18 protein-coding genes are annotated in these 25,474 nt (G+C 40.9%); 9 read left to right on the plus strand and 9 right to left on the minus strand.

Going from position 1 to position 25,474, the window contains the following annotated elements; all coding sequences use genetic code 11:
• Window positions 1-138: 138 nt before the first annotated feature.
• The 5 genes from GXP67_RS35170 to GXP67_RS35190 all read right to left on the minus strand — a co-directional run bounded on the left by GXP67_RS35170 (window position 139) and on the right by GXP67_RS35190 (window position 10,364).
• A complete protein-coding gene (locus GXP67_RS35170; protein ID WP_162447460.1) occupies window positions 139-3,732 on the minus strand; it encodes an ABC transporter permease/M1 family aminopeptidase in 3,594 nt (1,197 codons plus the stop codon).
• Window positions 3,729-4,628, minus strand: a complete 900-nt coding sequence (locus tag GXP67_RS35175) for an ABC transporter ATP-binding protein (protein WP_162447461.1) — start codon at window positions 4,626-4,628, stop codon at window positions 3,729-3,731. Before GXP67_RS35175 ends, GXP67_RS35170 begins: the two co-directional genes overlap by 4 nt.
• A gap of 449 nt (window positions 4,629-5,077) precedes the next feature.
• Window positions 5,078-6,820 (minus strand): sulfatase family protein, encoded by a 1,743-nt coding sequence (locus GXP67_RS35180; protein WP_162447462.1) that lies wholly within the window; start codon window positions 6,818-6,820, stop codon window positions 5,078-5,080.
• 986 nt (window positions 6,821-7,806) lie between these two features.
• On the minus strand, window positions 7,807-9,696 hold the full coding sequence (locus GXP67_RS35185; RefSeq protein WP_162447463.1) for a PAS domain S-box protein: 1,890 nt from the start codon (window positions 9,694-9,696) through the stop codon (window positions 7,807-7,809).
• A 35-nt stretch (window positions 9,697-9,731) separates the two neighbouring features.
• Window positions 9,732-10,364 carry a TlpA family protein disulfide reductase gene (locus GXP67_RS35190; protein ID WP_162447464.1) on the minus strand — a complete coding sequence of 211 codons (633 nt, stop codon included), beginning with the start codon at window positions 10,362-10,364 and terminating at the stop codon, window positions 9,732-9,734.
• Between the two features lie 518 nt (window positions 10,365-10,882).
• Here GXP67_RS35190 and GXP67_RS35195 point away from each other — a divergent pair.
• Both GXP67_RS35195 and GXP67_RS35200 read left to right on the plus strand, forming a co-directional pair.
• Entirely contained in the window at window positions 10,883-11,020 is a 138-nt protein-coding gene (locus GXP67_RS35195; protein WP_162447465.1) for a transposase, read from the plus strand.
• Between the two features lie 194 nt (window positions 11,021-11,214).
• Entirely contained in the window at window positions 11,215-11,700 is a 486-nt protein-coding gene (locus GXP67_RS35200) for a transposase (protein WP_162447466.1), read from the plus strand.
• On the opposite strand, the gene GXP67_RS35205 is transcribed toward GXP67_RS35200, so the two are convergent.
• The 3 genes from GXP67_RS35205 to GXP67_RS35215 form a co-directional block, all read right to left on the minus strand.
• Window positions 11,659-12,288 (minus strand): IS5 family transposase, encoded by a 630-nt coding sequence (locus tag GXP67_RS35205; protein ID WP_162447467.1) that lies wholly within the window; start codon window positions 12,286-12,288, stop codon window positions 11,659-11,661. The genes GXP67_RS35200 and GXP67_RS35205 overlap by 42 nt on opposite strands.
• Window positions 12,288-13,419 (minus strand): IS3 family transposase gene (locus tag GXP67_RS35210; RefSeq protein WP_232064550.1). Its coding sequence is split into 2 segments (ribosomal slippage): window positions 12,288-13,146 and window positions 13,145-13,419, totalling 1,134 coding nucleotides; the frame shifts between segments, so codons are not numbered across the junction. The genes GXP67_RS35205 and GXP67_RS35210 overlap by 1 nt, the downstream gene beginning before the upstream one ends.
• A gap of 40 nt (window positions 13,420-13,459) precedes the next feature.
• A complete protein-coding gene (locus GXP67_RS35215; RefSeq protein ID WP_162447468.1) occupies window positions 13,460-13,696 on the minus strand; it encodes a transposase in 237 nt (78 codons plus the stop codon).
• A 183-nt stretch (window positions 13,697-13,879) separates the two neighbouring features.
• On the opposite strand from GXP67_RS35215, the gene GXP67_RS37150 reads away from it, so the two are divergent.
• The gene (locus GXP67_RS37150; RefSeq protein WP_197901611.1) at window positions 13,880-14,632 is read left to right on the plus strand and encodes a metallophosphoesterase N-terminal domain-containing protein; all 753 of its coding nucleotides are present in this window, start codon (window positions 13,880-13,882) and stop codon (window positions 14,630-14,632) included.
• 11 nt (window positions 14,633-14,643) lie between these two features.
• Window positions 14,644-15,402, plus strand: a complete 759-nt coding sequence (locus GXP67_RS37155; protein ID WP_197901612.1) for a calcineurin-like phosphoesterase C-terminal domain-containing protein — start codon at window positions 14,644-14,646, stop codon at window positions 15,400-15,402.
• 193 nt (window positions 15,403-15,595) lie between these two features.
• Here the strand turns inward: GXP67_RS37155 and GXP67_RS35225 are convergent, their stop codons facing one another.
• Complete coding sequence (locus GXP67_RS35225; RefSeq protein WP_162447469.1) at window positions 15,596-17,983, minus strand: TonB-dependent siderophore receptor; 2,388 nt, start codon at window positions 17,981-17,983, stop codon at window positions 15,596-15,598.
• 219 nt (window positions 17,984-18,202) lie between these two features.
• Between GXP67_RS35225 and GXP67_RS35230 the strand changes: the two genes are divergently transcribed.
• From GXP67_RS35230 to GXP67_RS35250, 5 genes are all read left to right on the plus strand, one after another.
• Window positions 18,203-19,378, plus strand: coding sequence for a PepSY-associated TM helix domain-containing protein (locus tag GXP67_RS35230; RefSeq protein ID WP_162447470.1), 1,176 nt, complete (start codon window positions 18,203-18,205; stop codon window positions 19,376-19,378).
• Complete coding sequence (locus tag GXP67_RS35235) at window positions 19,368-19,556, plus strand: VirB3 family type IV secretion system protein (RefSeq protein ID WP_162447471.1); 189 nt, start codon at window positions 19,368-19,370, stop codon at window positions 19,554-19,556. Before GXP67_RS35230 ends, GXP67_RS35235 begins: the two co-directional genes overlap by 11 nt.
• A gap of 519 nt (window positions 19,557-20,075) precedes the next feature.
• Window positions 20,076-21,335: a PAS domain-containing sensor histidine kinase gene (locus GXP67_RS35240; RefSeq protein ID WP_162447472.1), complete on the plus strand. Its 1,260-nt coding sequence runs from the start codon at window positions 20,076-20,078 to the stop codon at window positions 21,333-21,335.
• A gap of 310 nt (window positions 21,336-21,645) precedes the next feature.
• Window positions 21,646-22,866, plus strand: coding sequence for an ADP-forming succinate--CoA ligase subunit beta (gene sucC, locus GXP67_RS35245; RefSeq protein WP_162447473.1), 1,221 nt, complete (start codon window positions 21,646-21,648; stop codon window positions 22,864-22,866).
• Between the two features lie 641 nt (window positions 22,867-23,507).
• On the plus strand, window positions 23,508-25,427 hold the full coding sequence (locus GXP67_RS35250) for a T9SS type A sorting domain-containing protein (RefSeq protein WP_162447474.1): 1,920 nt from the start codon (window positions 23,508-23,510) through the stop codon (window positions 25,425-25,427).
• Window positions 25,428-25,474 lie beyond the last annotated feature (47 nt).

Raw genomic sequence — 25,474 nt, forward strand, 5'->3', positions numbered from 1 at the left:
GCTTGGATGAATGCTAATCGATGTATGTCAAAGAGTATTTACGTATAAAGCAAACTGCCAATGCTCACTTACGCATTGCTGACATTCGAACAATATCTAAACATAGTTAATTTAAACCCTTTCTTAGATCTGGCCTTCTCACCTATCCAGTTGCATCATATTATCTTCCAATTTCAGGTCAATCATCAGGTAGTTAGGATCAATACCGCCGCTTACTGGCTTTCGGGGTACTGTCACTTTTATTGTCTGCTCACCAGACCGGATTTGGTGCATGCCAAGGTAAAGTGGCTCGTTTAGCCCTTTACCTCCTTCAAAAATGCCGACTTCCAGCCAATCATTCATCGGCACTTCTTTTTCATAACCCGTACTATCCACCACCACTTTATGTGCCTGCACCTTCAAAGTTACCTGCCAGTTGCCTGATTTCGTTTGTATTGCCGCCAATTGCTCTGTTTTGAGGCGCCAATACGTGTTCTTCTCAAACAGGTCGTGTAATAGGTAATGTAATGAATCCGGGGTAACCGTTTGTAGCTCATCATAGAGATCAAGGGTAGTCGGCAGGGGCAGTTCTCCTGAAGTATGTTTATTGAGCAGATGCCGAAGTGCACCATTGACCTTTTCTTTGCCTATATACTTACTCAGGGCATACATGGCGAGTCCACCCTTGCGGTAATATAAAAAATCTTCATTTGCCCTGATTAAAGAAGGGGTTGCAAGCGAACGTGGCATTTCATAGAAGGAATGCAGAAAGTTCACATATTGCCGCAAATGACCATCCCCATGATTCTTTTCCAGAACCTGCATGCCGGAATATACGGCAAGGCCCTCAATCAGAACACCGGCTCCCTCGACATTTGCAGGTGATAATCTGGTAAGTCCCCACCACTGGTGCGCCACTTCATGCGACAGAATATAATAGGGAAGGTCAAAGCCACTGGGACTATCATCAGGATTCATCAGGGGATACTGTTCTCCATAATATACGATGCTTGCATCCGCACTTGCTCCACCTCCGGCACCAGCACGTTCTATTACTGTGAAATGCTTATAAGGATAAGCGCCAAACTGCTTAGAAAAATACGCCAGCGAAGCTTTTACACTTCGCATCATGTGGTCTATATTTTGGGTATGGTCCGGGTGATAGTAAATCATAATCTTAACATCATTCCAACTGCTTTCCTTCACCACATACTTCCCCGATAAGATGGCATACTCACCCCCGATAGGCGCATCTGTTTTGTAGTGGAAGTAGCGCCGCCCGCCTTCTGTCCAGGTTTTTTGCAAAGCACCCGGCGCAACTGCTACCTCATCCGTTGCCGTACCTACAATGGCTTCAAAGGTATTCTGATCTGTGCCATATGGCTTATTACGCACCTCCCGATCATACAAAGAAGCTATCGCAGGGCGCTCAGCAAGCTTATACTTTTTCCGAAGGACCGCATCATTAAGTTCCCTATAGCGTTGGTAGCCAATGGCTGGTAGCAGGTCATAATTGGTGAAGTAGCTGCCGTTCTCAACCACTAATGCGCTCGTGCCATTATTATGAAACCCATGCTGTTGATAATGTATTATAAAGTTTACTTTCAGTGAATCTCCTGGCTGTAGTGGTTGCTCCAGTGCATAAATATAGTAGCCCAGTTCTTTATCAATCACTGCGTCCACAACTGGCCGGCTGAATTTTACCTCACCAGGCGCTATGCTCGAAATACTTCCCAGGTGGATGGAATCTATGGGTACTGTATTCTGATTTACCAATGTATACGCTGCCCTGATCTCAACTTGCTGCTTTTCGGGGTAGATCTCGGCGTGCAGCTTTGTAGCCATCAAATGGGGTTGCAGGGTGTTTCTATACCGGCTGTAGCGCAGTTCGTATTGTGCTTTCCGTTCTTGTATGTCGTTGCTAGTCAGGTACTCATTCAGTACATTCGTATTATAGAAAATGAAGCTTCCCAGGGTAAATAAAACCCCTAAAGCTATCACTACAACCCAGGTTGTTGTGCTTGTGAAACGGCGCTGTGCTACCTGCAGTCGGTATTTCAAGCCTTGTTCTTTTCCCCGTGCCCAAAGCAATCTGGCTACTATTGCCAGCAGCAAAGCCCATGCTATCCAATACAGTTTAAACCACAGCCAAGGCCAGATGGCATGTCCGAAGCCACGCATATCAGTGTACCTCCATCCAAGGTCTGCTCCAAAAATGAGTATTCGGTGTTCGACCCCAAATGTAGAAGGAAAAGTAATAAAGGTGAAAACTAAAAGTACCACCAGATAACCTATATATTTTTGAGTCACTACCACTTGTACCACAAAAGCAAGCAGGGCGAATAGGAGATAATCTACGAGTTGAAGTCCAAAGAGTGCCTGTATGTACAGGTCGAACTCCAATTTATCATAGCCCAGGCCAAACTGTATCCCTATACCTCCGGTCATAAGTAATGCCATCCATACCATGATGATAAGAGCTAAGCCCAGAAATTTACCAGTTAAGAATGCCCATTCCGGTACCGGCGCTGCATCAGCAACTTCACTTAGGCCTGCATCCCGTTCACTCCACACAAGGTCACCGGTGAAGTATAGGATGAGTAGCGGAATAACAACCCATGGGGTACTAATGTTACCTACGGGAGTAGCCAGGTAGGCTAAAACTTGCCCTGTAGTTGGAAGCAATGGAATCCCAAATTGCATCATAATTCGGTTGCCAAACAAGGCTGAGACCAAAGCAATAGCACCAACCAGCGTAAGTCCTACAGGATTCCTGGCTATTTGTCTAAACGATGCCGAAGCGATTGTGAGTGTCTGACGGAACCAGGTTACAAAGCCGAAGGTTCGGTCGACCTTGGGAACCAAAATGGCTGTTGATCCAATTATTACAGAAGTTTGGGCAGAGATGTTGACCTGTACGTTCCGCCTCCGTTTCAAGCGGCTTACCCAGCTATTTGTTTCCCGATGAGCAAAACTGAAGCGGTAGTAGGTAAGCAACAACGAACCTACAGCCACACTACTCCACAAAATGCGGTTCCAAAGAAACATTCCTTCCAACGTAATGAGCCGCGTATTTTTCTCTGCTGGTGTCCATGTTCCCAGTTCGCTGCGTACAATACCGACAATACCTACCGGATCGAGCAATTTTACCAGTTCCCAGTTCCCGAAAAGTTGTGCCACTGCCATTGCGATGATTTGTGCGACGAAGGCTAATAGCAGGCTGGCCAGATAACTTGTCATCACCCGGCGGCTAAGCGCTGCAAATGTGAATTGTAAAGCTGTTGCTACAAAAGCATTTGGTAATAAAATCAGGAAGTAGACACTCAGATAAGCCCATAACCTGAACGGACCTAATACTTCTGCTGCCATACCTGGCAGGTAAAAGGCAAGCAGTACACCTACCGGCAAAGAAAGTATCAGACCAGCATTCACCGCAAAGGCGGCAAGAAACCGTCCACACAGGTAGGTAAGCTTCATAACTGGCGCAGTATAGGTAAGAGGATGCATACGCATTTGTACGTCTCTTGCGGCTGCTTCGCCAGCGATAGCCGCGGCCATAACAAGCCAGAGTAGACCGCCAGCTATCATAAGACCCGCGATGTAGTAGGGTGCGTTACCGTACACTCCGTCGTTAGTTGTGCTGAGCAGGTTCATAACAATCGCAAACACGAGAAGGACTGCGAAATAGAGCCAGGTGGATATGCTCCGTACCCCATAGGCAAACTCAGAACTAAATATCTTCCAGAACTTCATTGTACAATCTCCAGTTTATAGTTTCCAATATGTCCTTCCATGGTAGAAAAGTATACATCTTCCAGATCAGGGGCCACCAGTTCAAAGCCATTGCCGGGATTTTCTTCGCTGTAGATATGGACTACTGTTCGTCCGCTTAGCAGTTTGGTAGAGATGATCTTGTGCTCCCGCACCAGTTCCGGTAGCATACTCTTCTCAACAATGCGGCGCCAGATCATTCCCTGTAGTCCCTCCACTGCTTTTAAGGGCTCAGTTTCCAGCAGTATTTGCCCTTTATTGATAATGGCCATCCGGGTACAAAGCTCGCTCACATCTTCTACTATGTGGGTAGATAGCAGCACCACACTATTCTCACCTAGTTCACTGAGCAGGTTTAAAAACCGCACCCGCTCGGCAGGGTCCAGACCAGCCGTTGGCTCATCCACAATCATCAACTTTGGATTTCCCAACAGTGCTACTGCCACACCAAAACGCTGCTTCATCCCACCCGAGAAGCCGCCAAGTTTCTGCCGGCGCTTTTCCCAAAGATTGGTTTGTTTCAGTAAGGCTTCTATCACTTCTCTTCTGGAAGCCCGGTTGGTGATGCCTTTTAGCACAGCGAAGTAATCGAGCAAATCTTCTGCTTTTGCTTTAGGGTAGAGCCCAAACTCCTGCGGCAGATACCCCAGCGTCTGGCGCACATCTTCTTTCTCTTTCAACACATCAATTCCACCCAGATGAATATTTCCTTTATCTGGTTCCTGTAAGGTAGCCAGGATGCGCATCAGCGTAGACTTGCCTGCACCATTGGGGCCAAGGAGACCGTACATTCCACTGGGAATGGTGAGATTTACATTGTTTAGGGCTTGCACCCCATTGGAATAGGTTTTAGAAATATTCCTGATAATTAACTCCATAGCAGAAAAAGAAAAAGTTGAGGCGTGTGAATATTATGGGGAATAGATTAAGCCACCTAATAAACATTTGCTTACATAAATAGTGTACTACAATACTAATACACTATAAAATTAAATTTTCTTTTCTAATTATCAAATAGCTTTACTACTTTTTTGAATTTATTTGAGGATTGTATATCGCCGGATAGTTAAATTAACACCACCTTCAAAATTACTGATCAAGGGTAGAATCAATTTCTGTGAGTGATTGTCTACATTTTTTCACTTTAACACAGAAAATCAATGGACATATAATTAAAACTTTGGGGCATATACATATATTAAAGCATCTGGATTTCTTCTTATACTATACCCGTGGAAATAGTGGATGAATATATTCTTCGAAAACAGGAAGCGTTTTATGGCTAATAATGTGGTGTAAATAATGTTAAAAGAGATTTACAGATGAACTATTTGGTATTTGTTGCCTTCGTACTATTATTTCGTCTGGATTTGATTTCTTGAACTTTTTCTTTACTCACTCCAAAAACTTTTCCATGGGTAGCATCTTCCATAAACTTATCAACATATTGCTGATTGAGCTTATCAGTATCCTTATACTTTTTTCTCAGCCCATCCAACTGTACATGAAGTTCTTTTTTAACCTTGGCATAAGCCGGGTCGTTATATACATTTTTTAACTCTTGCGGATCTTTTTTCCGGTCGATCAGTTCCCATTGATCTTCCACATAATAATAATGAATCAACTTATAATCTTTGGTCACGATGGCATAATGGCGGTTGACCATATGTTCGGCCGGGTACTCGTAATAATGGTAGTATACCGCCTTCCTTGTCCACTTTTGAGTCTCCCCTTTTAACAATGGAATCAGACTTTCTCCCTGCATATCTGAAGGCACTTTTACACCGGCAGCCTCCAGAAAAGTAGGAGCAAAATCCAGGTTTTGGACCAGTTCATCTGAACGGCTTCCAGGCTTGATTTTTCCTGGCCAGGCTACCAGCAGTGGCGTTTTAAAAGACTCATCATAGACAAAACGTTTATCAAACCAGCCATGCTCTCCCAGGTAAAATCCCTGGTCTGAAGTATAAACGACAATAGTATTCTCCATCAGATTATTGGCTTCCAGGTAATCCAGCAACCTTCCCACATTTTCATCAACGGCCTTGATCGTGCCCAGATAATCCTGCATATAACGCCCATATTTCCACTGCATCTTTTCCTTATCAGTCATAGAAGGATAGGCTTTTTTAAAATCCTGATTTACTCTGGCATAAGCTTTCTTAAAGTTTTCAGCCTGGGAAGGAGTAAACCGGCCCATCTCATAGGCGTACCGGCGTTTATCAAATCCAATCTCGGCAATTCCTAACTCATCCATCAATTCAGGAAAGACTTTGTTGTCACCGGCCCAGGCCATGTGGTGCAGGATATTCATTTCTGCTTCTGAAGCCGGGGAAGTTCTGCCCGAATAATCATCAAAAAGGGTTTGTGGCTCAGGAAAATTCTTGTTAGTGAATTCAGCCAGATGACGCTCAGCCATCAGCCAGGAACGATGAGGTGCTTTATGCAGATACATGAGCATAAAAGGCTGGTCTTGCTTGCGCTCTTTCTGCAGCCATTCCAAGGTCATATCTGTGATGATATCAGTCACATAGCCCTCCACCTTGATATTTCCCTCCTGTTTAGTGATGAAGTCAGGGTTGTAATACGCTCCCTGATCGGGTAAAATCTTAAACTGATCAAAGCCTTTGGGATTATTGCCAAAGTGTAGTTTGCCAAACATGGCTGTCTGGTAACCTGCCTGCTGGAGAAGCTGCGGAAAAGTGATATTGGTGGTATCAAAGGGAAAATGGTTATCAACTTTCCCATGTATATGCGTATGCTTGCCTGTCAGAATTGTGGCTCTAGAAGGCGCACAAATGGAATTGGTGACAGAAGCCTGGGTAAAAAGCATCCCTTTTTTGGCAATCCGGTCAATGTTGGGCGTTTCAATTAATCGGGTGTCATACGCCGAAATGGCCTGATAGGCATGGTCATCTGACATGATAAAGATGATATTGGGCCGCGCTATGGTTGCTTTTTGCTGGCAGAAGGCAAAATGAAGCTGAAGCAATAAGACCAATGTGAGGAGTAAAGTTTGTTTTATCACAACTATAGTTTTGTTGGTGGTTGAATAAGGGAAGAAATTCTTCATAAATAAAGTAGCAACCCAAAAGCAGATTGCTTAAAGATAAAAATAATCCATTTAAATCCTATAAAATAAAGGTAGTAAATGGATTCCCGGTAATTCTTGTTTCAAGATCACCTCCTCCCAACAATTTAGACATATTATAAGTAGAGCAAAAGGGAAATCAAATTGACTAAAGGACTATATAATAAATTCTACTAAAAGTTATGCTTTCTCATTAACAGAGCAGTGAAGAGGGATTGTAGCGTATATTTTTTCAGCTATAAATAGATGGCCAATCAAGTGTAGGTTGCTTGCAGCCTTTTTCAACAAAAGCCTCTTGGTCTATTATTAAAATGAATTAGGCTACTAAAAGATCTCTTGTTACTTTAACAATATCTGCTGTACTATAATTTACTCTTCGTAATTTGTCCGGTATCCTGGAGCATTTGCTTTATGCGTCGGATGAATTGCCCGGAGATCATCATCCTTCGACCAGGTAGCATTGGGAGGAGATATGCCCTTACCTGTCTCTCACAGACGTGGAGTTCAAGGCAACAGCTGACATAATCGCGCCATACATTGTTGAAATTGATAACTACACAAGTTCAAGGCTTTTTAGGATCAGAAGCAAGCAAATAAATCTAAGCGGCTGTGGCACAATCCCTGCTTTTCCTTCTTCTAACAGATGCGTATAGTATCTGTAAAAGTAAACCTAAGACATTTGAAGCATTCAAAATTTGCCTTATCTAGGCTTATGTCCGATATATTAGTATGGTGCTGCTGCACCATATTTCGCACAGGGAAGTGAGTTTTTTACAATTACTGTTTTTAATGGTAGTTATATAAGGACCAATATATGCTGCTCACTACATACATTGAATGCTTTCTTTAAATTCTTTTATACGGTTTCCGATGTATTCAATACACTGCTAACAATGCTTTTTCTTCTATAGAATTATTTCCTTCTTTACCTTTTTGCTTTGCGTAGCTCAATTAAGTTATAGTTCTGATTAGCTAAAAATATTACTAACAGTATTATCAGGCAGATGCAGTTGAGCCATCGTGTTTAACTCAGTAATCGTTTGCAACTGACTTTGATAAGCTAACATAATCTCTTTCTCCTGATTAACCACCTGAGCAAACTTAATAATTTTTGACACTTGTCCTTGCTGATCAAATACCGGTGTGTAACTGGCATTCAGGTAAACTTCCATTCCATGTTTAGTTATACGTTTTACGTCTCCCAGCTGCGCTTCGCCCAAAGTAAGATCCTGCCAGAAAGTGTTGTACTCATTACTTCCCTTATATGCCTTTTCTACAAACATGGAATGATGTTTACCTGTAATTTCCTCCAGGCTGTATCCCATTACTTGCAAGAAGCGCTCATTAGCCGTAAGAATAGTACCTTTCAAATCAAATTCAATCATAGCCAGCGTAGAATTAACCGCTGATAACACCCCGCTTATTTCCAGATCCTTCTTTTGTAATTGGTCTGTATTAGCCTGATATTCGCTCTCTAAACGCCCAATTTCTTGTAAATGAGCTTGTTCATTGCGGCGCATCTCTTCCTGGGTTGCCTCCAGCTCTTCCATATTCTGTCTCATTTCTTCCTCCTGTGATCTGAGCTGCTCATTCATGGCTTGAAACTCTTCTAATAACTTGGCTTTTTGCTCATTGCCTTGAGCCGTAAGTATGCTAGAAGCGATCATGGCTCCGATAGTTTCCATAAATCCGATTTTATAAGCTGGTATCTCTTCAAATGAGGCTATCTCTATGGCACCTACTACTTCGTCATTGTTTTTCAAGGGAACAATCAGTAAACTTCTTGGGGTAGCATAACCTAGTCCGGAGGTAATTTGAATATAATTAGTCGGCAGGTCTGTCATGTATAAGGTATCTTTCTCTAATAACACTTGTCCGAGCAAGCCCTCGCCTTTCTTAATGCTTTTTTTTCCATATTTTACTCTGTCGTAGGCATAGCAGCCTCTTAATACAAGCTCATTTTCCTCCCATACAAATAAGCCTCCCTGATTAGCTCCCAGATATTTTACAATTTTGCGGATCAGTTCAATAGATAATGCATTCATATCCGTATTGGCATTTCTTAAAATATGACCAACATCGGCTATACCCATATTTACAAATTTTTCCTGTTCTTCTTTTTGGGAAGCTTTTAACAAACTTTGCTGCATATTCATTAGTGATTTCCCTAATTCATCCCCTTCCTGCATAGCATAATTAATTTGCAGGTTGCCTTTGCTGATTTCTTCGGCAAAGGCTATATTTCTATCAGTATTAGCAAGTTGCTTTCTGAGAAGCAGGGTATTGATGGCATTTTCCCTGGTACGCTTGCGCAAGAAATAAGCCCACAAGCCACAGACAAATACAATGGCAGAAGCTAACAGGGCATGAAATACAAATGCCTGTAAACTCATATAATCCAGCTGGGTAAAGTATACCTGTGAATAGCCTATATATTGCAAGTAAGCCAAACTTCCATGATGCAATACAATCAGTAAAATCAGGGGAATCTGTAGTTTCCATTCCTGATAGGCGATTAATAGCACGGCTCCCAGAAAGGCAAAGAAGTGCATTTCAAATAAGCCATGCATCTGATAGATAAATTGAGCCATAAAAACGGCCAGGGTTACACTCACTACATACTGATACAAGCTGGAAGCAGGCAATATGTATTTAGTAAAGTAGAAGGCAAACAAACATAAACCGCCTACACCGATCCCCATCAAATAGGTATCATAAAAAAAGGAGAGCAACAGGCCAAAAATGAAATAGCCAATCAGAAAGTATTCAGTGACTTTATCTATTTGTTTCCTTATCTCTTCAATAAAAGGTTGTATCTCTTTTTCTGATGCCTGCCTGGAAGTAGATGTAGCGTTCATATATAGCGAATTGAATAGATTGTGTAAGAAAAGTATTAGTTAGAATAGTATATCTGATTACTCGATTGTTGAGGCAACTCACATCCATAGGCCTGCGTGGCTAGTTCAATAAAGGTAGCAGAAGGTTTGCCTGCCAGTAGAGAGTCCATGGCCATTTGGGCATAGTTAGAGTTGGGGTTTGTACAGTAGCGGGCTTTATTATAATTACCCCGGTAGTAAAGGGTTCCTTGTGTAGTTAATATGGCAGCTTGTGGGGTTGAGTATACGCCACAAGCAGAAGCTAACTGCTTATTGGTATCCAAAATAACATTAACCTCTAAGTCGTATTTTTCTTTAAATGATTTAATAGCTTGTGGGCCATTATCTGTTTGCAAAACTGCATAAAAATTGTATTTGCCTTTATATGTGGAGACGAGTCTTTGAAAATGTTCTATATTAAATCTGGAGCAGGGACAGTCAGGATTAAAAAAGTGAAGCAGGACAGGCTTATCATAACTGATTAGTACATCTTGGGTCAGTCCTACTTTGTGTCCAACCACTACTGGCTGATAATTTGCCGGAAGGGGTGTAGAAAGAAGATATCTGGTTTCCTGATAATAGAAAATAGAAGCAATACAAACAAACAGCGAAATGAGCACACCATAGACCAGAATTCGTTTGGTTTTCATGATAGAATTTGTTAAAAAACATCATTTCATTTTAAGAATGAAGCTATATAGGCTCTTATCTTAAACTTTGCACACATACGTGGTGCTAGCTACAGGTGGATTTTTTATATAAATCGAATTTATGTAAGTTAATGAGCTTTTTTGCATATGTGGTAACCTGTTAGTTGCAAAATCATTACATCCGTGTTAATATAGCTAGCTATCAATTATTGATACTTAATTGACTATCAAGCAATTAAACACAAACTTATGGCCAAACACCTTTAATACCATACGTTGCTACAATTGCTGAGCAGTAATGGACTGTCTACTATATTTACATAGCAAGTATATTTGGATTTTAACAGGAAAAAATTTGATTATACTCTATAAATTACTATCTGATTGAAAATTTATTTGATAGTAGAAAGAAGAGGGTGAAAATAAGAAGGTGTTTGGAAATAGAAGAGAGGTTTTTTAGGATTTTGGAAAAAGACTATCAGCCGGTAACTTGAGTTTGCGAAACAAAAAGTTACTCCATGTATGAAACACATGAAAACCTGACTGATAGTCAATGGCAAGTTATTAAAAACATAGTAGATGATGGACGAAAGAGAAAAGTTTGTTTAAAGCGAGTAGTGGATGCTTGTCTGTGGTTAACCCGAACCGGAAGTTAATGGCGAAATTTGCCTCATACCCATTATCCTGTATGGCAAACGGTAGCTTATTATTTCTAAAAGTGGCAACACAATGGCGTCTGGCGACAGGTGCGGGAGATGTTAGTTAAAAAGGAACGACAAAGACAAGGACGAGAAGGACAACCTTCGCGCATCGCTATAGATAGTCAAAGTGTAAAGCAGAGCTGAAGACTTTGTTTCATAGGGGCTGGGGGTTGTTTTTCGGGCAGGTAGGCGTAGATGGCAACAAGAAAATAGATGGCCGAAAACGGCATTTGGCTGTGGATAGTTTAGGTTTGCCATGGGCAATTTATGTAGGTGCTGCTAATGAGTCTGATGCGGTGGCAGGCTTTGAATTATTGCCACAACTCAAAAGTTGTAGACGGCTAAGTTTGATCTGTGCAGATGCTGCTTACAGGGGAGAGTTTCAAACCTATGCTCACTACTATGGATGGCAGGTGGACATTTCACAAAAACCTCCTTCACAGCAGAGATTTATTGCCCAAAAGGGAAGGTGGCAAGTGGAAAGAAGTTTTGCCTGGCTGAATCATTATAGAAGATTAGCCAAAGATTATGAACGAACCCCTGCTTCTGCCCTCTGTTTTATTGAGTTAGCTTTTAGAGAATGTTTTGAAATATTATTCGGTTTTTCTTTTGAGCAGAGTATCAATAAAGGCTAATTGTAGCATGGCTTCCGAACTTTCTGTGCTTTTTTCAAAATCACGGCTCAACCTACGCTTAAAATTGAGCCATCCGTAGCTACGTTCCACTACCCAACGGCCCCCTGCCGGGACAAAGCCTTTCACGCTTTCAGGCTTTTGTACAATTTCTACACTCCATCCATATTGTTTTTTCACTTCTTCCACAAAAGTCTCTGTGTAGCCATTATCTGCTTTCAGGGTATGCAGGCGGGCGGACTTGCCCTTCAACTTAGCTGCTAACTCATATCCTGCTGTGGTGTCTGATATATTAGCAGCTGTAATATGCACCGCCCAGGGGATACCTAAACAGTCCACAGCCAGATGTCTTTTTCTGCCATTCACTTTTTTATTGCCATCTATGCCTTTATCCTGACTGGTAAATTGTATAATCTTAACACTTTGGCTATCAATGGCCAACACGCTTGGCAGGGCTTGTCTGCCTGCTTTTTTTCTTTCTCTGCCTGCTAAAAAAGCTAACAACTCTTCAATAATGCCCCGCTTTTTCCTGAGGTGTACCCTGATGTTCGGACAGCAATCGGTGAGAAATAAGATGGATAAGTTTCTCACTATATTTGCACTTTTCCTGTGTTGGTCTGAAAATATACCTGAGCAGGAGTAAGGTAATCTAACGACTGATGTGGCCGCTGATAGTTATAGCGGGTAAAGTATTGATCGATACCCGACCAAAGTTCCTTTCCATTAATGGGAGCACATAAATATACGTATTCATATTTAACATTGCGCCACAATCGTTCAATAAAAACATTATCTAAAGCTCTACCTCTGCCATCCATAGAAATACGAATGTCTCTAGTTGATAACTTATCAGTAAAAGCCGTAGCTGTAAACTGCGATCCCTGATCTGAGTTGAAAATCTGTGGCTTTCCGTATTGAAAAGAGCTTTCTAATGCATCCAGACAAAAATCTACTTCTAATGAGTTGCTTAACTGCCAGGCTAATACAAACCTAGAGTACCAATCCATGACGGCTACTAAATACATGAATCCTTTGGCCATTGGGATATAAGTGATATCTGTACTCCATACCTGATTGACTTGCTTTATTTTTACTCCTCTCAACAGGTAGGGATAAATTTTATGTGTCGGATTTGCTTTACTCAAGTTTGGCTTAGGATAAACTGCTTCTAACCCCATTGTCCTAAGCAATCTGGAAACTCTCTTATGATTTACCTGATAACCTTTCTGTCCTAGAAACCACTGCATTCGCCGAATGCCATAATAGGGAGTGTCCATGTACTGTTCGTCTAACAGACGCATTAGCAATAGGTTTTCCTCACTTTCTTCGCAAGGTCGGTAATAATATCCCGAACGATGTAAGCCCAGCAGTTCACACTGCCTTGCGATACTGAGACCGGAATGGGTCGGATCTATTAGCAATCGTTTCTGAGAATTATCCCACACCTGATTTTTTTTTAAGCCAGTCAAGTTCTACCTGTAACTGGCCAATCTGCTGGTATAGTCGGTCTAACAATGATTGCTGATTTTCTTTTTTCCCTTTGGTTTCTTCTTTAAAGACTTCCATCCCCTCTTGCAAAAGTTGCTTTTTCCAAAGACCTATTTGGGTAGAATGTACTCCGAACTTTGCTGTCAGCTCACTTATCGTTTGTCTTTCTTTAACAGCCTCTAAAGCTACTTTGAACTTAAACTCGGCTGAGTAGCGCTTGCGTTTGTTTTCCATTAGTTGTATTTTTCAAATAGTTAAGTTATTAGTTTCCATCTTAACTATCTGTCCCATTTTTGGGGTACACTATATTCCACTGCCTGAAATGATAGTAAATGGTTTGCCAGGGTGGGTACTTACTTTCCATATTGCGCCATTGGCTGCCCGTAGTTAGCAGCCAAAGCAGTGCATTGATTATCACCCGTTTTTCATGTTTAATCTTTCTTTGGTTATCAATTATTTCCTTGATAACTTCCCATTCAGGGTCAGTGAGCGCAGAGAATTTTTCTTGCATAAACTTGATGATTAGACACCTCAAGTTTACTCACTGATTCTTTCTTTTACCCTATTTTTATTCTTCCAAAACGTTCTCTTATCAATATCATTTTATCAAAAATTGTCTAAACTAAATTCAAACACCTTCTCACTGATCGTGTATTATTGAAATATTATTAGTAGCCGACTAACACTAAAACATATGAAACCGCTTAAAACTTTATCCCTGCAACCCAGAAGAGAATTCTTAAAGAGCCTTGGCCTGCTTTCTGCCGGATTTCTGCTTCCTGTCTATGGCAATGGCTCTATTCTCTGGAATGACAATCCTGTAAAAATAACGCCTGTCCGCATCAGGGGAAAAGTGAGCGCCCAAGGAAAAGGTATCAAAGGAGTAGCCGTAACAGATGGTTATTCAGTAGTATCTACCGATGCCAATGGTGTGTATGAACTCATGAGCAGCAGTCTGCAGGAATTTGTTTCCATTTCCCTGCCAGCAGGCTATCAGGTGCCTACCAGAAAAAACGGAATTGCCAGATTTTTTCAGCCAATCACTGCTTCAGCGAAAGGAGAATTTGCAGCTAATTTTGCTTTAAATCCCTCCCCTGTCAATGACAACAGCCATGTATTGCTCGTGTTAGCCGATCCGCAGATACAAGACCGATATGAAGCAGATCTGCTTCTCTCACAAACTACCCCGGATGTGAACGCATTGGTAAAATCGTATGGCGACAGGCCGGTGTTTGGCATTGGATGCGGCGATCTGGTATTTGATCATTTTGAACTGTTCGACGATTACCAGAAAGCGGTTTCAGGCATGGATATTCCTTTCTTCCAGGTATTGGGCAATCATGACATGGATACCCAGCAGATTCGTTCCGATGCCCTTTCAGCGCAGACTTTTAAAAAATTGGTCCTACTTATTATTCTTTTAATAAAGGAGAAATCCATTATGTAGTGTTGGAGGATGTGTTTTTTATTGGACGGGAAAAACAATATATCGGCTACTTGTCTGAGGAACAACTTCGTTGGCTGGAGCAAGACTTAGCGCTGGTTGAAAAAGGAAAAACCGTGGTAGTAAGCCTGCATATTCCTGCTTTTACCGGTGCTGCCAGAAGAAGCAAAGAGACTCCAACTTTAGGGGGCACGGTTTCCAACCGGGCAGAATTGTACCGGCTATTAGAACCTTTCAAAGCCCATATCATGTCGGGGCATACCCATTTTAATGAAAAAGTAACAGAGGGGGGTGTAATCGAACATGTACATGGAACTGTGTGCGGTGCCTGGTGGAGCGGACCGATCTGCTATGATGGTACGCCCAATGGATACGGTGTATATGAAGTAAAAGGCAGTGAGTTACAATGGCATTATAAATCTACCGGTAAAGACAGCAAGCACCAGTTCCGCTATTACCAGCCTAGCACCAATCCCGAAAGAAAAGACGACCTGATCGTGAATGTATGGAATGCTGACCCGGAATGGAAAATCCAATGGTATGAAGATGGCATGCGGAAAGGAAATTTGCGGCAGCAAACAGGCTTTGATCCTTTATCGGTAGAACTGCATACTGGAAAAGAAAAACCGCAGCGCCGCCCCTGGGTAGACCCTGAGTTAACCGATCACCTGTATGCAGCCCAGCCTTCTGCACAAGCCAAAAAAATTACCATTGAAGTAACTGACCGTTTTGGAAATATTTTTTCAGAATCCTATGAAACAACCAAAGGATAAGCGTTATAGAAAATAATTCCCTTATATCGACAGATAAACTCGCTAGAAAATTTCAGATAAGTGGCTTAATGTTTACTATTCAATTCCATATGTCTGGTAGCGTGTATTGCTTAATTCTGGTGTATCATGCGTAAAAAATAAAATACCCGGTTGTTAGAATCGGGCATTTTATTTTTTACGCATTTCTGATTTATCAGAACTTGTAAGCAACGGTCATCCGGAAATTACGGCCTGGTTCTGTTTGCCAGTTATAGGCTGCAAGCCATGAATAATAAGAGCCGCTGTATAAATATTTATCCAGAATATTAAATACATTCGCTGTAATTCTGATATGATCGTTTTCCCAGAATAAACCACCATCCAGTTTAAAATAATCCGGAAGCACCTGAGTAGGATCTGGAGATACTTCCCAATATGTTTCCCGGCCAGCCAGATAAGTAAATCCTGCCGATACTCCTGCCCCTTTCAATACACCTTTGGATACTCTGTAATTCAGCCAGGCATTGGTGGTATGTTTGGCATATCCGGGTACAATATCGCCTTCTTTCATAGCAGTAATCCCTTCAGCTACTTTTGTTACTCTGGAATCTGTATACGCATAATTGGCAATCAGGCTTAGTTCTTTTGTAAGTCTTCCTCTCAGGTCGAACTCTACTCCTTGTGCGCGTTTTTCGCCCAGTACCATACTTAATCCTGATGCAGGAGGACTATTCGGATCAGCGGTGAGTTCATTGTTTTTCAGAATACGGTAAATAGCAATTGTACTATTCCATTTGCCTTCTGCCCAATCCCGTTTAATCCCTACTTCCAAGTTATTTCCGGTAATGGGTTTTACAGTTCCTCCACTGGAAAGTCTGCCATTCTGTGGAATAAAAGCCTGGTCGTATAAAGCATAGGCTGAAGTTTGTTTGTTCAGGGATACACTCAATCCTACCCGTGGGGTAAAACGCTCGGCACTTTTTAGAGGCCCTCCATATTCCGACTGCCTTACATTGGTATAACGGCCTGCCAGGGTAAGTCTCACTTTGTTATCCAGAAAGCCAAGTTCATCCTGCAGATACAAGGCGCTATACCGTTGATCCATGGTTCCACCAGCAACAGTAGCTCTTTCTTCAATTGGTGAAGAATGATCAAACCTGGGAAAGCCATTTACCGGCGTACCATAGGTAGGTGCATATATATTAAACTCTGCCCCTACAGTGTCTAGGGCATGGGATTGGCCCCAGTCAGCAAAATACTCTTTATTGGCCATGTCTAAACCGGTTAATATTCGGTGACGTACAGGACCTGTTGTTACTTCTCCATTCAAAAATACCTGTCCCATGGTCATATTGCTTTTTGCATCCCAGCTGTTCACCCCCCTGATCATGGTTCCATCCGGGTTTACTACTGTTGGCCACATAGAAGATCCCTGTTGAGTGTAGTTAAAACGGGCCAGTTGTGCGGTAACCTTCCAGGTATTGCTGAGATAATGCTCTACATTGGCAAAAAAGCTATGGTCATGAATATTGGTGGCAGGCAGACCGGGAGAAAGGGTTGTGAAATTATGGGGTAATGTGCCAAAACCATCGGCGGCAAACACATAGTAGGAACCCACATTGCTCATATTGGCATGCTGATAGGTATACTCGAAAGTAAGTTTGGTTTTATCTGTAATCTGATAGGATAATACTGGTGCCACTACATACCGGTTGTTATATTCATAAGGCCGGTGTGATTTTTTGTTCTGGGCAGAAAGGTTCAGACGATAAAGTAATTTGCCGTCCTGGGTAAGTTTCCCATCCAGGTCCAGGGCAGAACGGTACAGGTCAAAGCTTCCTAGCGTAAGCGAAGCTTCCCCTTTTGTCTGGCCAGTAGGTTTTTTGGTAACTACATTATACAAGCCACTGGGATCTCCGTTGGCAAGCATAAATCCGGCCGGACCTTTCACAAATTCTATATGATCCACAAAACTCATATCCTCTGTAAGCGGCCCCCAATAGGAATTTACCACATTAAATCCGTTCCGGAATGCCTGTATCTGCGAACCTCTGGATGAAATATTTGTGTATAAATCCCCCCAGTGTTCCATTCGTACGGCTCCGCTTACATTACGTACCAGCCCATCGCTCATACTAATCACCTGCTGGTCGTTCAATACACTTCTGGTTACGAGCTGTATATTCTGGGGAATTTCAAGAATAGGCGCATTAAGCCGAAGGCTCTGGGAAGGTATGCTTTCCTGGTATCGGTTGGCATTGGCAGAAACTACTACTTCCTGCAACACCTGGGCGCTTTCTTTTAATACAAAATCCAGGGTAGTAATACCTCCGGCCGTTACCTGCGTGGCTTGTTCCTGCTTTTCCAGCCCAATAAAGGAGGCAATGATAGTATAGCTGCCAGGAGATATATTTTTTAGCTGATAAGAACCATTTTTATTAGCTGTAACACCTTTGCCAGTGCCCTTAATTACAATATTTACAAATTCTGCCGGTTGTCCATCTGAGGTTTTTACAGTTCCCTGGATGGAACCTGTTTGAGCCAATATGAGCCCAGGTAATAACACAAACAGGGCTATAGAACTAAGTAACGATTTGACCATGATAAGTAGTGTGGTTTATGATATTTTGAACATGGGCAGCAAATCTATTATTTAGAATTGTTCTAAACAATATTTATTTAGAATTTTTCTAAATAGTTGTTTAGAATTTTTTTAAATAATACTTTTGGCACCATCAATTTCTTTCTACCCGGTTGCGATAACCAGATTGGTTCTTGTTATCCTAAGAAAGTTCAATTATCATATTCTACTAATACTTCTATGAAAAATGCCACCATCCGGAACTGGTTCACTGTGCATACCTGGACCAGTTTGATCTGCACAGCTTTTCTGCTGATGTTATGTATCACTGGTTTGCCATTGATCTTTTATGAAGAAATAGAGCATTTATCAGGACATGAAGCAGAACTTCCTGCTTTGCAGGGGAAAAGCCCTGTCTTATCCAAAGATTTTGTGCTGCAGCAGGCTATGAACCAGAAGCCTGGAAAAGTAGTAAAATATGTCTTTTGGGATGAAAAAGAACATCCACACCAGATGTTTGTCACCCTAGCCGATTCAGCTGAAGCACCTATAGAGGCCGATCATTATCTGACAATGGATGAGCGTACCGGCAAAGTGCTCGATACGCCACCTAATGAAATGGATTTTATGCTCGTTATGTACTACCTGCATGTAGAAATGCTTACAGGAATCCCCGGCAAATTGTTTCTGGGCCTAATGGGCCTGCTGTTTATTGTAGCTATGGTTTCGGGTGTAGTTTTATATGGGCCGATTATGAAACGCTTTGATTTTGGCATGATCCGGACAGAAAAATCCTTGCGGCTCAAATGGCTGGATCTGCATAATATGCTTGGCATTGTAACCCTTGCCTGGGCTTTTGTCGTAGGGCTAACTGGGGTGATTAATACTTTAGCTGATCCGGCCATTGACTTATGGCGGGCCGGGCAGTTATCTCAAATGGTAGCTGATTACAAAGACAAACTTGCCTTCAACGGGTCATTCAGTTCTTTGCAGGCAGCCCTTGAACGGGCAAAAGAAGCGGCTCCGGGAATGGAAGTTTCCTTTGTAGCCTATCCGGGAACTCTGTATTCGAGTAAGCACCATTATGGGGTGTTTATGAAAGGAACCTCACCATTGATGTCCAGGATAATTAAGCCTGCCTTGATTGATGCTCAAACCGGGCAATTGACGGATATAAAAGATCTGCCCTGGTATCTGAACCTGATTTTTCTTTCTCAGCCTTTTCATTTTGGTGATTATGGAGGACTTCCTCTTAAGATCATCTGGGCAGTTTTCGATATAGCCACCATCCTTGTATTAATCAGCGGCCTGTATCTCTGGCTGGCCAGACGCAAGGCAAGAGCCGCACAGCTGGCAAGACTTACTAGTATTCCGGAATCACTTACCTTAACAACAGCTGTAGAAAATGACAAATAATACCTATTTTAAGAAAGTTTGGGGTATGCCTATCCTGCTTGCATTGATTACCCTGGCCGGGTTGATTTTTGCCATCTTAGGAACAGGAATATGGCATATATTATCATGGGTATCTTTATTTGTACCTATTTATATCATGTGCAGGTATGGAAAGCAGTTTTTTGAATCTAACCTGTAAAAATGACCCACTAGCTTTCTGTCCAGTAAAGGTATAACATACACAGCAGACACCTATTATTAACAAAGCTCTACATTTACAAAACGCTTTTACTTCAGAAGAAAAAAATACTGTCCACCAGATCCTTAAGTAGTTTCACCGGCAATATCCAGCAGTAAATGCTGAATATTGCCGGTGTCGTTTGACTAGAGCCCGCACATCTATATTACTTAGCCGCTCTAATCAATCACCTGACTTGTCAAAACCATTTATTAACTCAAAAAGCCGCCAATGAAGATTATCTCTGCAAGGAGTTAACTAATCCCTCTTGAGCTTTAGTATTAGCCCTAATTTCATTATTTGCAAATTATTATATTTTGTTTACCTTACTGAAATAAAATAAAACAGCTCCGTTGGGTTAACATGCCAATCTATTAATACATCATTTGAATCGCCAACTCTAAAAGGCTTTACACAAAACAGATATTTATTATATAATCAGTCTGTATAGTTCTTTGTGTTAGTCATTTATCAATGTGTATGGATGAAGGAAAAGTTTTTCGGGAAAAACAACAAACTTTACTCAATACCTTAAAAGAAGTATTTGAGCTATTTTCAAATGATTATTCTTCTAAACAACATCCGCCTGACTCTAATCCTGCTATACTAAAAAAAATACAGGAATACCAATCAGTATTGTTGCAACAACACCAGGAAATATCTGACATGGCTAGTTACTTTGAGGCTTTGTTTCATCAGGCTCCGGTTCCATACTTATTGCTCGACCATAACCACAAAATAGTAGACTCTAATCCGGCGGCTACTCAATTGTTAGGTACTTCTGCTGAAAAACTTGCCGGAAAAGAAATAAGTGAGTTTTCTACAGAAGAGCATAAGCATTTGTTTTCGAATTTTTTTAATCATTTCCCGGAAAGTGCAACAAAGCCTCTGAGAATAAAGATAGTAACTAGAGATGAAAATTCTTTTTTAGCACATGTCTATTATAACAGGATATATAAAGCAGAAAACTCATTTCAATACCTGACTATTCTTCATACCATAGATGAAAGTAAGCCGAATGAGGAGGTTTTGATACAGGAGAAGCAATTATTGCAGCAGGAAAATGCAGAACTGGAAAAGTTTATGTATAGTGCCTCTCATGACCTTCGTTCTCCTATGGTTTCTATTATGGGTGTGATCAATGTAGCCCGTATGGAAACACAGGATGAGCAAATGATTGTGTACCTGAATTTTATTGAAATGTCGGTCCGGAAGCTGGATAACTTTGTTCAAGATCTGATCAACTTATCTAAAAACTCAGCCACTGACATCCGTGTTGAAAAAATCAAATTACGGGAACTCATTCATGGTATTTTTGACCAGTTGCACTATATTGAAAATGTAAAACGTATCCGGAAAGTAATTGAAGTCCACGATACAGCTGAATTACATTCAGACAAAGAGAGACTGAATGTTGTGTTGAGTAATCTGCTGAGCAATGCGATCAAGTACCATCATTATGGCCAGGAAGATCCTTTTATTGCCATTTCAATCAGGGTGGATAATCAGCAGGCTGTTATTTCATTGCAGGATAATGGACAAGGAATAGCCGAAGAACATGTACATAAAATATTTAATAAATTTTATCGTGCTTCTCAAAACAGTAAAGGCTCTGGCTTAGGTCTGTTTATTGTAAAAGAAACTATTGAAAAATTAGGAGGGAATATTCAGGTAAACTCTGCAATAGGAAAAGGCACTACTTTCAAAATCACCTTGCCAAATCTGCTGAGCCGGATATAAAGAAAGCCGCCAAAGCAGCCCCTTTATAGTAAACACATATAGGTCAGTTATTATACCTTATTCTCCTGTTCTGCTTATTGCTTTACAAATACTGCTTACAGATACCCCGATTCTTAACCTGGAGTTATACGGATTTTGATAAAATAGTACTAATACGGATTGATATCGTATTTCCTTCAGTTCATCCCCACCATTGCATTATCCTAAATTCCCTTTTAGCCAGCACAATGGTGTTAAAGCTTACAGATTAGCTTCCTAAATAATAATTTATTGTTTACATTCGTGCCCAAAACCTTTTAACGCTAATCGAATGAACATCCACGAATATCAAGGCAAAGAGATTTTAAAAAGCTATGGGGTACGTATTCAGGAAGGTATCGTCGCCGATACTCCTGAAGAAGCAGTGGAAGCAGCCCGGCAGCTCAACTTACAAACCGGAACGAAGTTTTATGTAATCAAAGCACAGATTCATGCAGGCGGACGTGGTAAAGGCGGAGGAGTAAAAGTTGCTAAGAATCTGGAAGAAGTACGTGAAATCTCTAAAAAGATTCTGGGGATGCAACTGGTTACTATACAAACAGGTCCTGAAGGAAAACGGGTAAATAAGGTACTGGTTTCGCAGGATGTATATTATCCCGGACCATCCGAGCCCAAGGAGTATTACCTGAGTATTTTGCTTGACCGTTCTGTAGGGCAGAATGTGATTATAGCCAGTACCGAAGGAGGGATGGATATAGAGCAGGTAGCCGAAGCCGATGAAGAAATTAAAGATCCTAAACAGAAAAAGATAATTAAAGAATGGGTAGATCCCCTGGTAGGTTTGATGCCTTTTCAGGCACGTAAATTAGCTTTTAAGTTAGGGCTGGAAGGAAATGCATTCAAAGAAATGGTGAATTTTATCCAGGCTTTATATAAAGCTTATGTTGAAATAGATGCCTCTCAGTTTGAGATCAATCCGGTATTAAAAACATCCGATGATAAAATATTAGCCGTAGATGCCAAAGTAAATCTGGATGACAATGCCTTGTACCGGCATAAAAATTATGCGGAATTACGGGATATTACCGAAGAAGATCCGCTGGAAGTAGAAGCTGCCAAATCCGGTTTGAATTATGTAAAATTAGATGGTAATGTTGGTTGTATGGTGAATGGGGCTGGTCTGGCTATGGCTACTATGGACATTATTAAACTTTCCGGTGGCGAACCGGCTAACTTCCTGGATGTAGGAGGCGGTGCCAATGCCCAGACTGTGGAAGCAGGGTTCCGCATTATTCTGAAAGATCCCAATGTAAAAGCAATCCTGATCAATGTGTTTGGGGGTATTGTTCGTGGCGACCGGGTAGCCAATGGTGTAGTAGAAGCTTATAAAAATATCGGAACCATTAAAGTGCCTATTATTGTACGCTTACAGGGGACCAATGCAGAAGAAGGCGCCAGAATTATTGATGAATCCGGACTAAAAGTATATTCAGCCGTTTTACTCAAAGATGCTGCTGCCAAAGTGAAAGAAGTAATCTCTTCTGTTAAATAGTTTTAAAAATATAAAGGGTATATCATTAGTTTTTAAATCGTGCTGACCGATTAGGCAGCACGATTTTTATTTGTAGCTAGTACCACCTAATATGCCAGCAAAAAGCGCTTTAACATTCAAAAAAAGTATTCTTTTTAAAATAAGATGCCTGAATCCAAACATATAAAATATCAACAGGCATACTGATTTTATTTATTGGCAATAGTTTTTTATTAATTTTCATTTCCTTCATAACCAATCTATTACCATAAAAATGAAGGAACTATACATAATTTAGCAGGAAATTAAAAAATAAGATCGGTAAGCTAAATTTTGAAAGTATCTTCTAAAAGTTTTTTAATCCATAATTTTTTGTTTTTTTTAGTAAATCTTTTCCGCTTGCTTTTAAAATTCTATTCATAAATTCTTGCAAAGGATGAGGAAATTATGCCATTTCGGAGGCAGAAAAGGCCAATAAGTAAATTTACTGATAGAAGGTTACTTCAAATGAAATCATAAACTAAATATAAAAATTACAGGCAGTACCGATAAAATGTAAGGCATTATTCATACAAATCATTACTGCAAAATTGATCGCACGTAGGTAAGAATAAAACCGCTATAGTAGCCGGCCATTTATTCATTTTAATTCACAAACCACCATGAAAAAAATTATACAGCTATTCCTTCTTATTACATTTTCTTTTGGTATTCTCCCTCTACACGTTTTTGCCCAGACCTATTACTGGATTGGTGGAAGTGGCAACTGGAATGACAAAGTAAACTGGTCGTTTTCCTCGAGTGGTACTCCAATAGCTAATACAGATCCTCTTCCTGGTCCAACCAATGATGTAGTATTCGATGACCCACTTATTGGTAATTATACAGTTACAATAAATCCACCAGGAGCAATATGTAGGAATTTAAACTGGCAGGATATAGATGGCATCAATCCTACTCTTACTGGTGCAGGGGGACTGAAAATTGAAATTTATGGTTCGCTTAATTTACCAGCAACAGTATCAAATAATTTTCCAGGAACGTTTGAATTGAAAGGAGCAGGAAATTTTACTTTAAATGCTACTTCTCCTTTTCCAACGGGAAGTATACTATTATTTAATAACCCTGCCGGTATATGGAAATTAGCAGATAAATTAGATGTATATAATTTAAGAATTCAAAGTGGAGAATTAGATGTGCAGTCAAATGATAATAGTATAGATGTAAAGGGATACTGGTATATGACCCCTGCTCCATCGGTAGCTGCCAAATTCAATAGTCAGGGAGGAACGGTAGTTTTCAATGGTTCTGGCACACAAACGATTACTACCAATGCCGCTCTCGGCAGAAATGAATTCTTTAATATGATTATTGAAAATTCCGGCCCTGGCATTACACTCAATTCACCTGTGAGTGTCGGAAAAAACAACGGTGGCCGCATTACATTCATTGACGGAATTGTCAATACTACGCCAACCAATATATTAACCATTAACAACCGTGCACAGGTAAGCGGAGCTAGAGATGGTAGTCACGTAAATGGATATGTAAGAAAAATTGGTAACGATGGAGACAATGAATTCTACTTCCCTATTGGGGATGGAACTTCTTACCGTCCGGCCGGATTAGAATTTGTTAATCCAAATCCTAATGCTGTATTCGTAGCAAAATATAATCGCCGTACTCCGGCAAACGTTAACTACCCACCCGCTAATGCAAACAGTCCTCTCACAATAAGTAAATTTGAATACTGGGAGATTGAGAGGACTGGTGGCAATGCAAGTACAAGGGTGATTTTAACATGGGAAATTCCAGTCAGTGGCCCTGAAAATTATTTAGGAGAACCGGCAAATGTTGAAGACTTACTGGTTGCTTATTGGAATTCATCAAATCCCTTAACTGGAGAATGGAGAAGAATAAATTCCAACAATCAGACAGTTACTAATTCTAATCCTGCTAATTATTCAGGTCATACCCGGATGCAATCGGCTATGGCAAATAATGACAGAAGGGTATATGCAATTGGCTCAGAAATCCTTCCTCTTCCCATCGAACTCCTATACTTTAAAGCAAATCTGGTAAATGGCGTGGTACAACTCGACTGGGCAACCGCTTCAGAGAAAGATAATGATTACTTTACCATCGAAAAATCCACAGATAGCAAGCAGTTTGAAGCATTTCTGGAAGTAGATGCCATAGGGAATAGCCAGCAGGTTCAAACCTATACAGCCCCCGATGCCAATCCTTTATCACCTGTTACCTACTACCGCCTGAAACAAACCGATATTGACGGCAAATTTACCTACTCTAAAATCGTAGCTATCCATTCTGGAAGTAAAGCGAGTTTGAGTGTAACGCCGCTGACCGAGAAACAAATCAGACTTTCGTATTATTTGCCACAATCGAAAGATGCAGTTCTGAGCCTTTATGATACTAAAGGTGTGTTAGTATGGAATAAATCTGTTTCTGGAAATTCTGCTTTGCAAGCTGAAATCATAAAACTTTCTTATCCTTCTGGTATGTATCTGTTAACTATGCAGCAGGCCGGCGAAGCGATAGTCAAAAAGATTTTTATCCGGTGAGAGCAACTTCAATATATTAAACCAAAAGCGGCCAGAATTAACTCTGG

The sequence above is a fragment of the Rhodocytophaga rosea genome, from assembly GCF_010119975.1.
Lineage (GTDB): Bacteria > Bacteroidota > Bacteroidia > Cytophagales > 172606-1 > Rhodocytophaga > Rhodocytophaga rosea.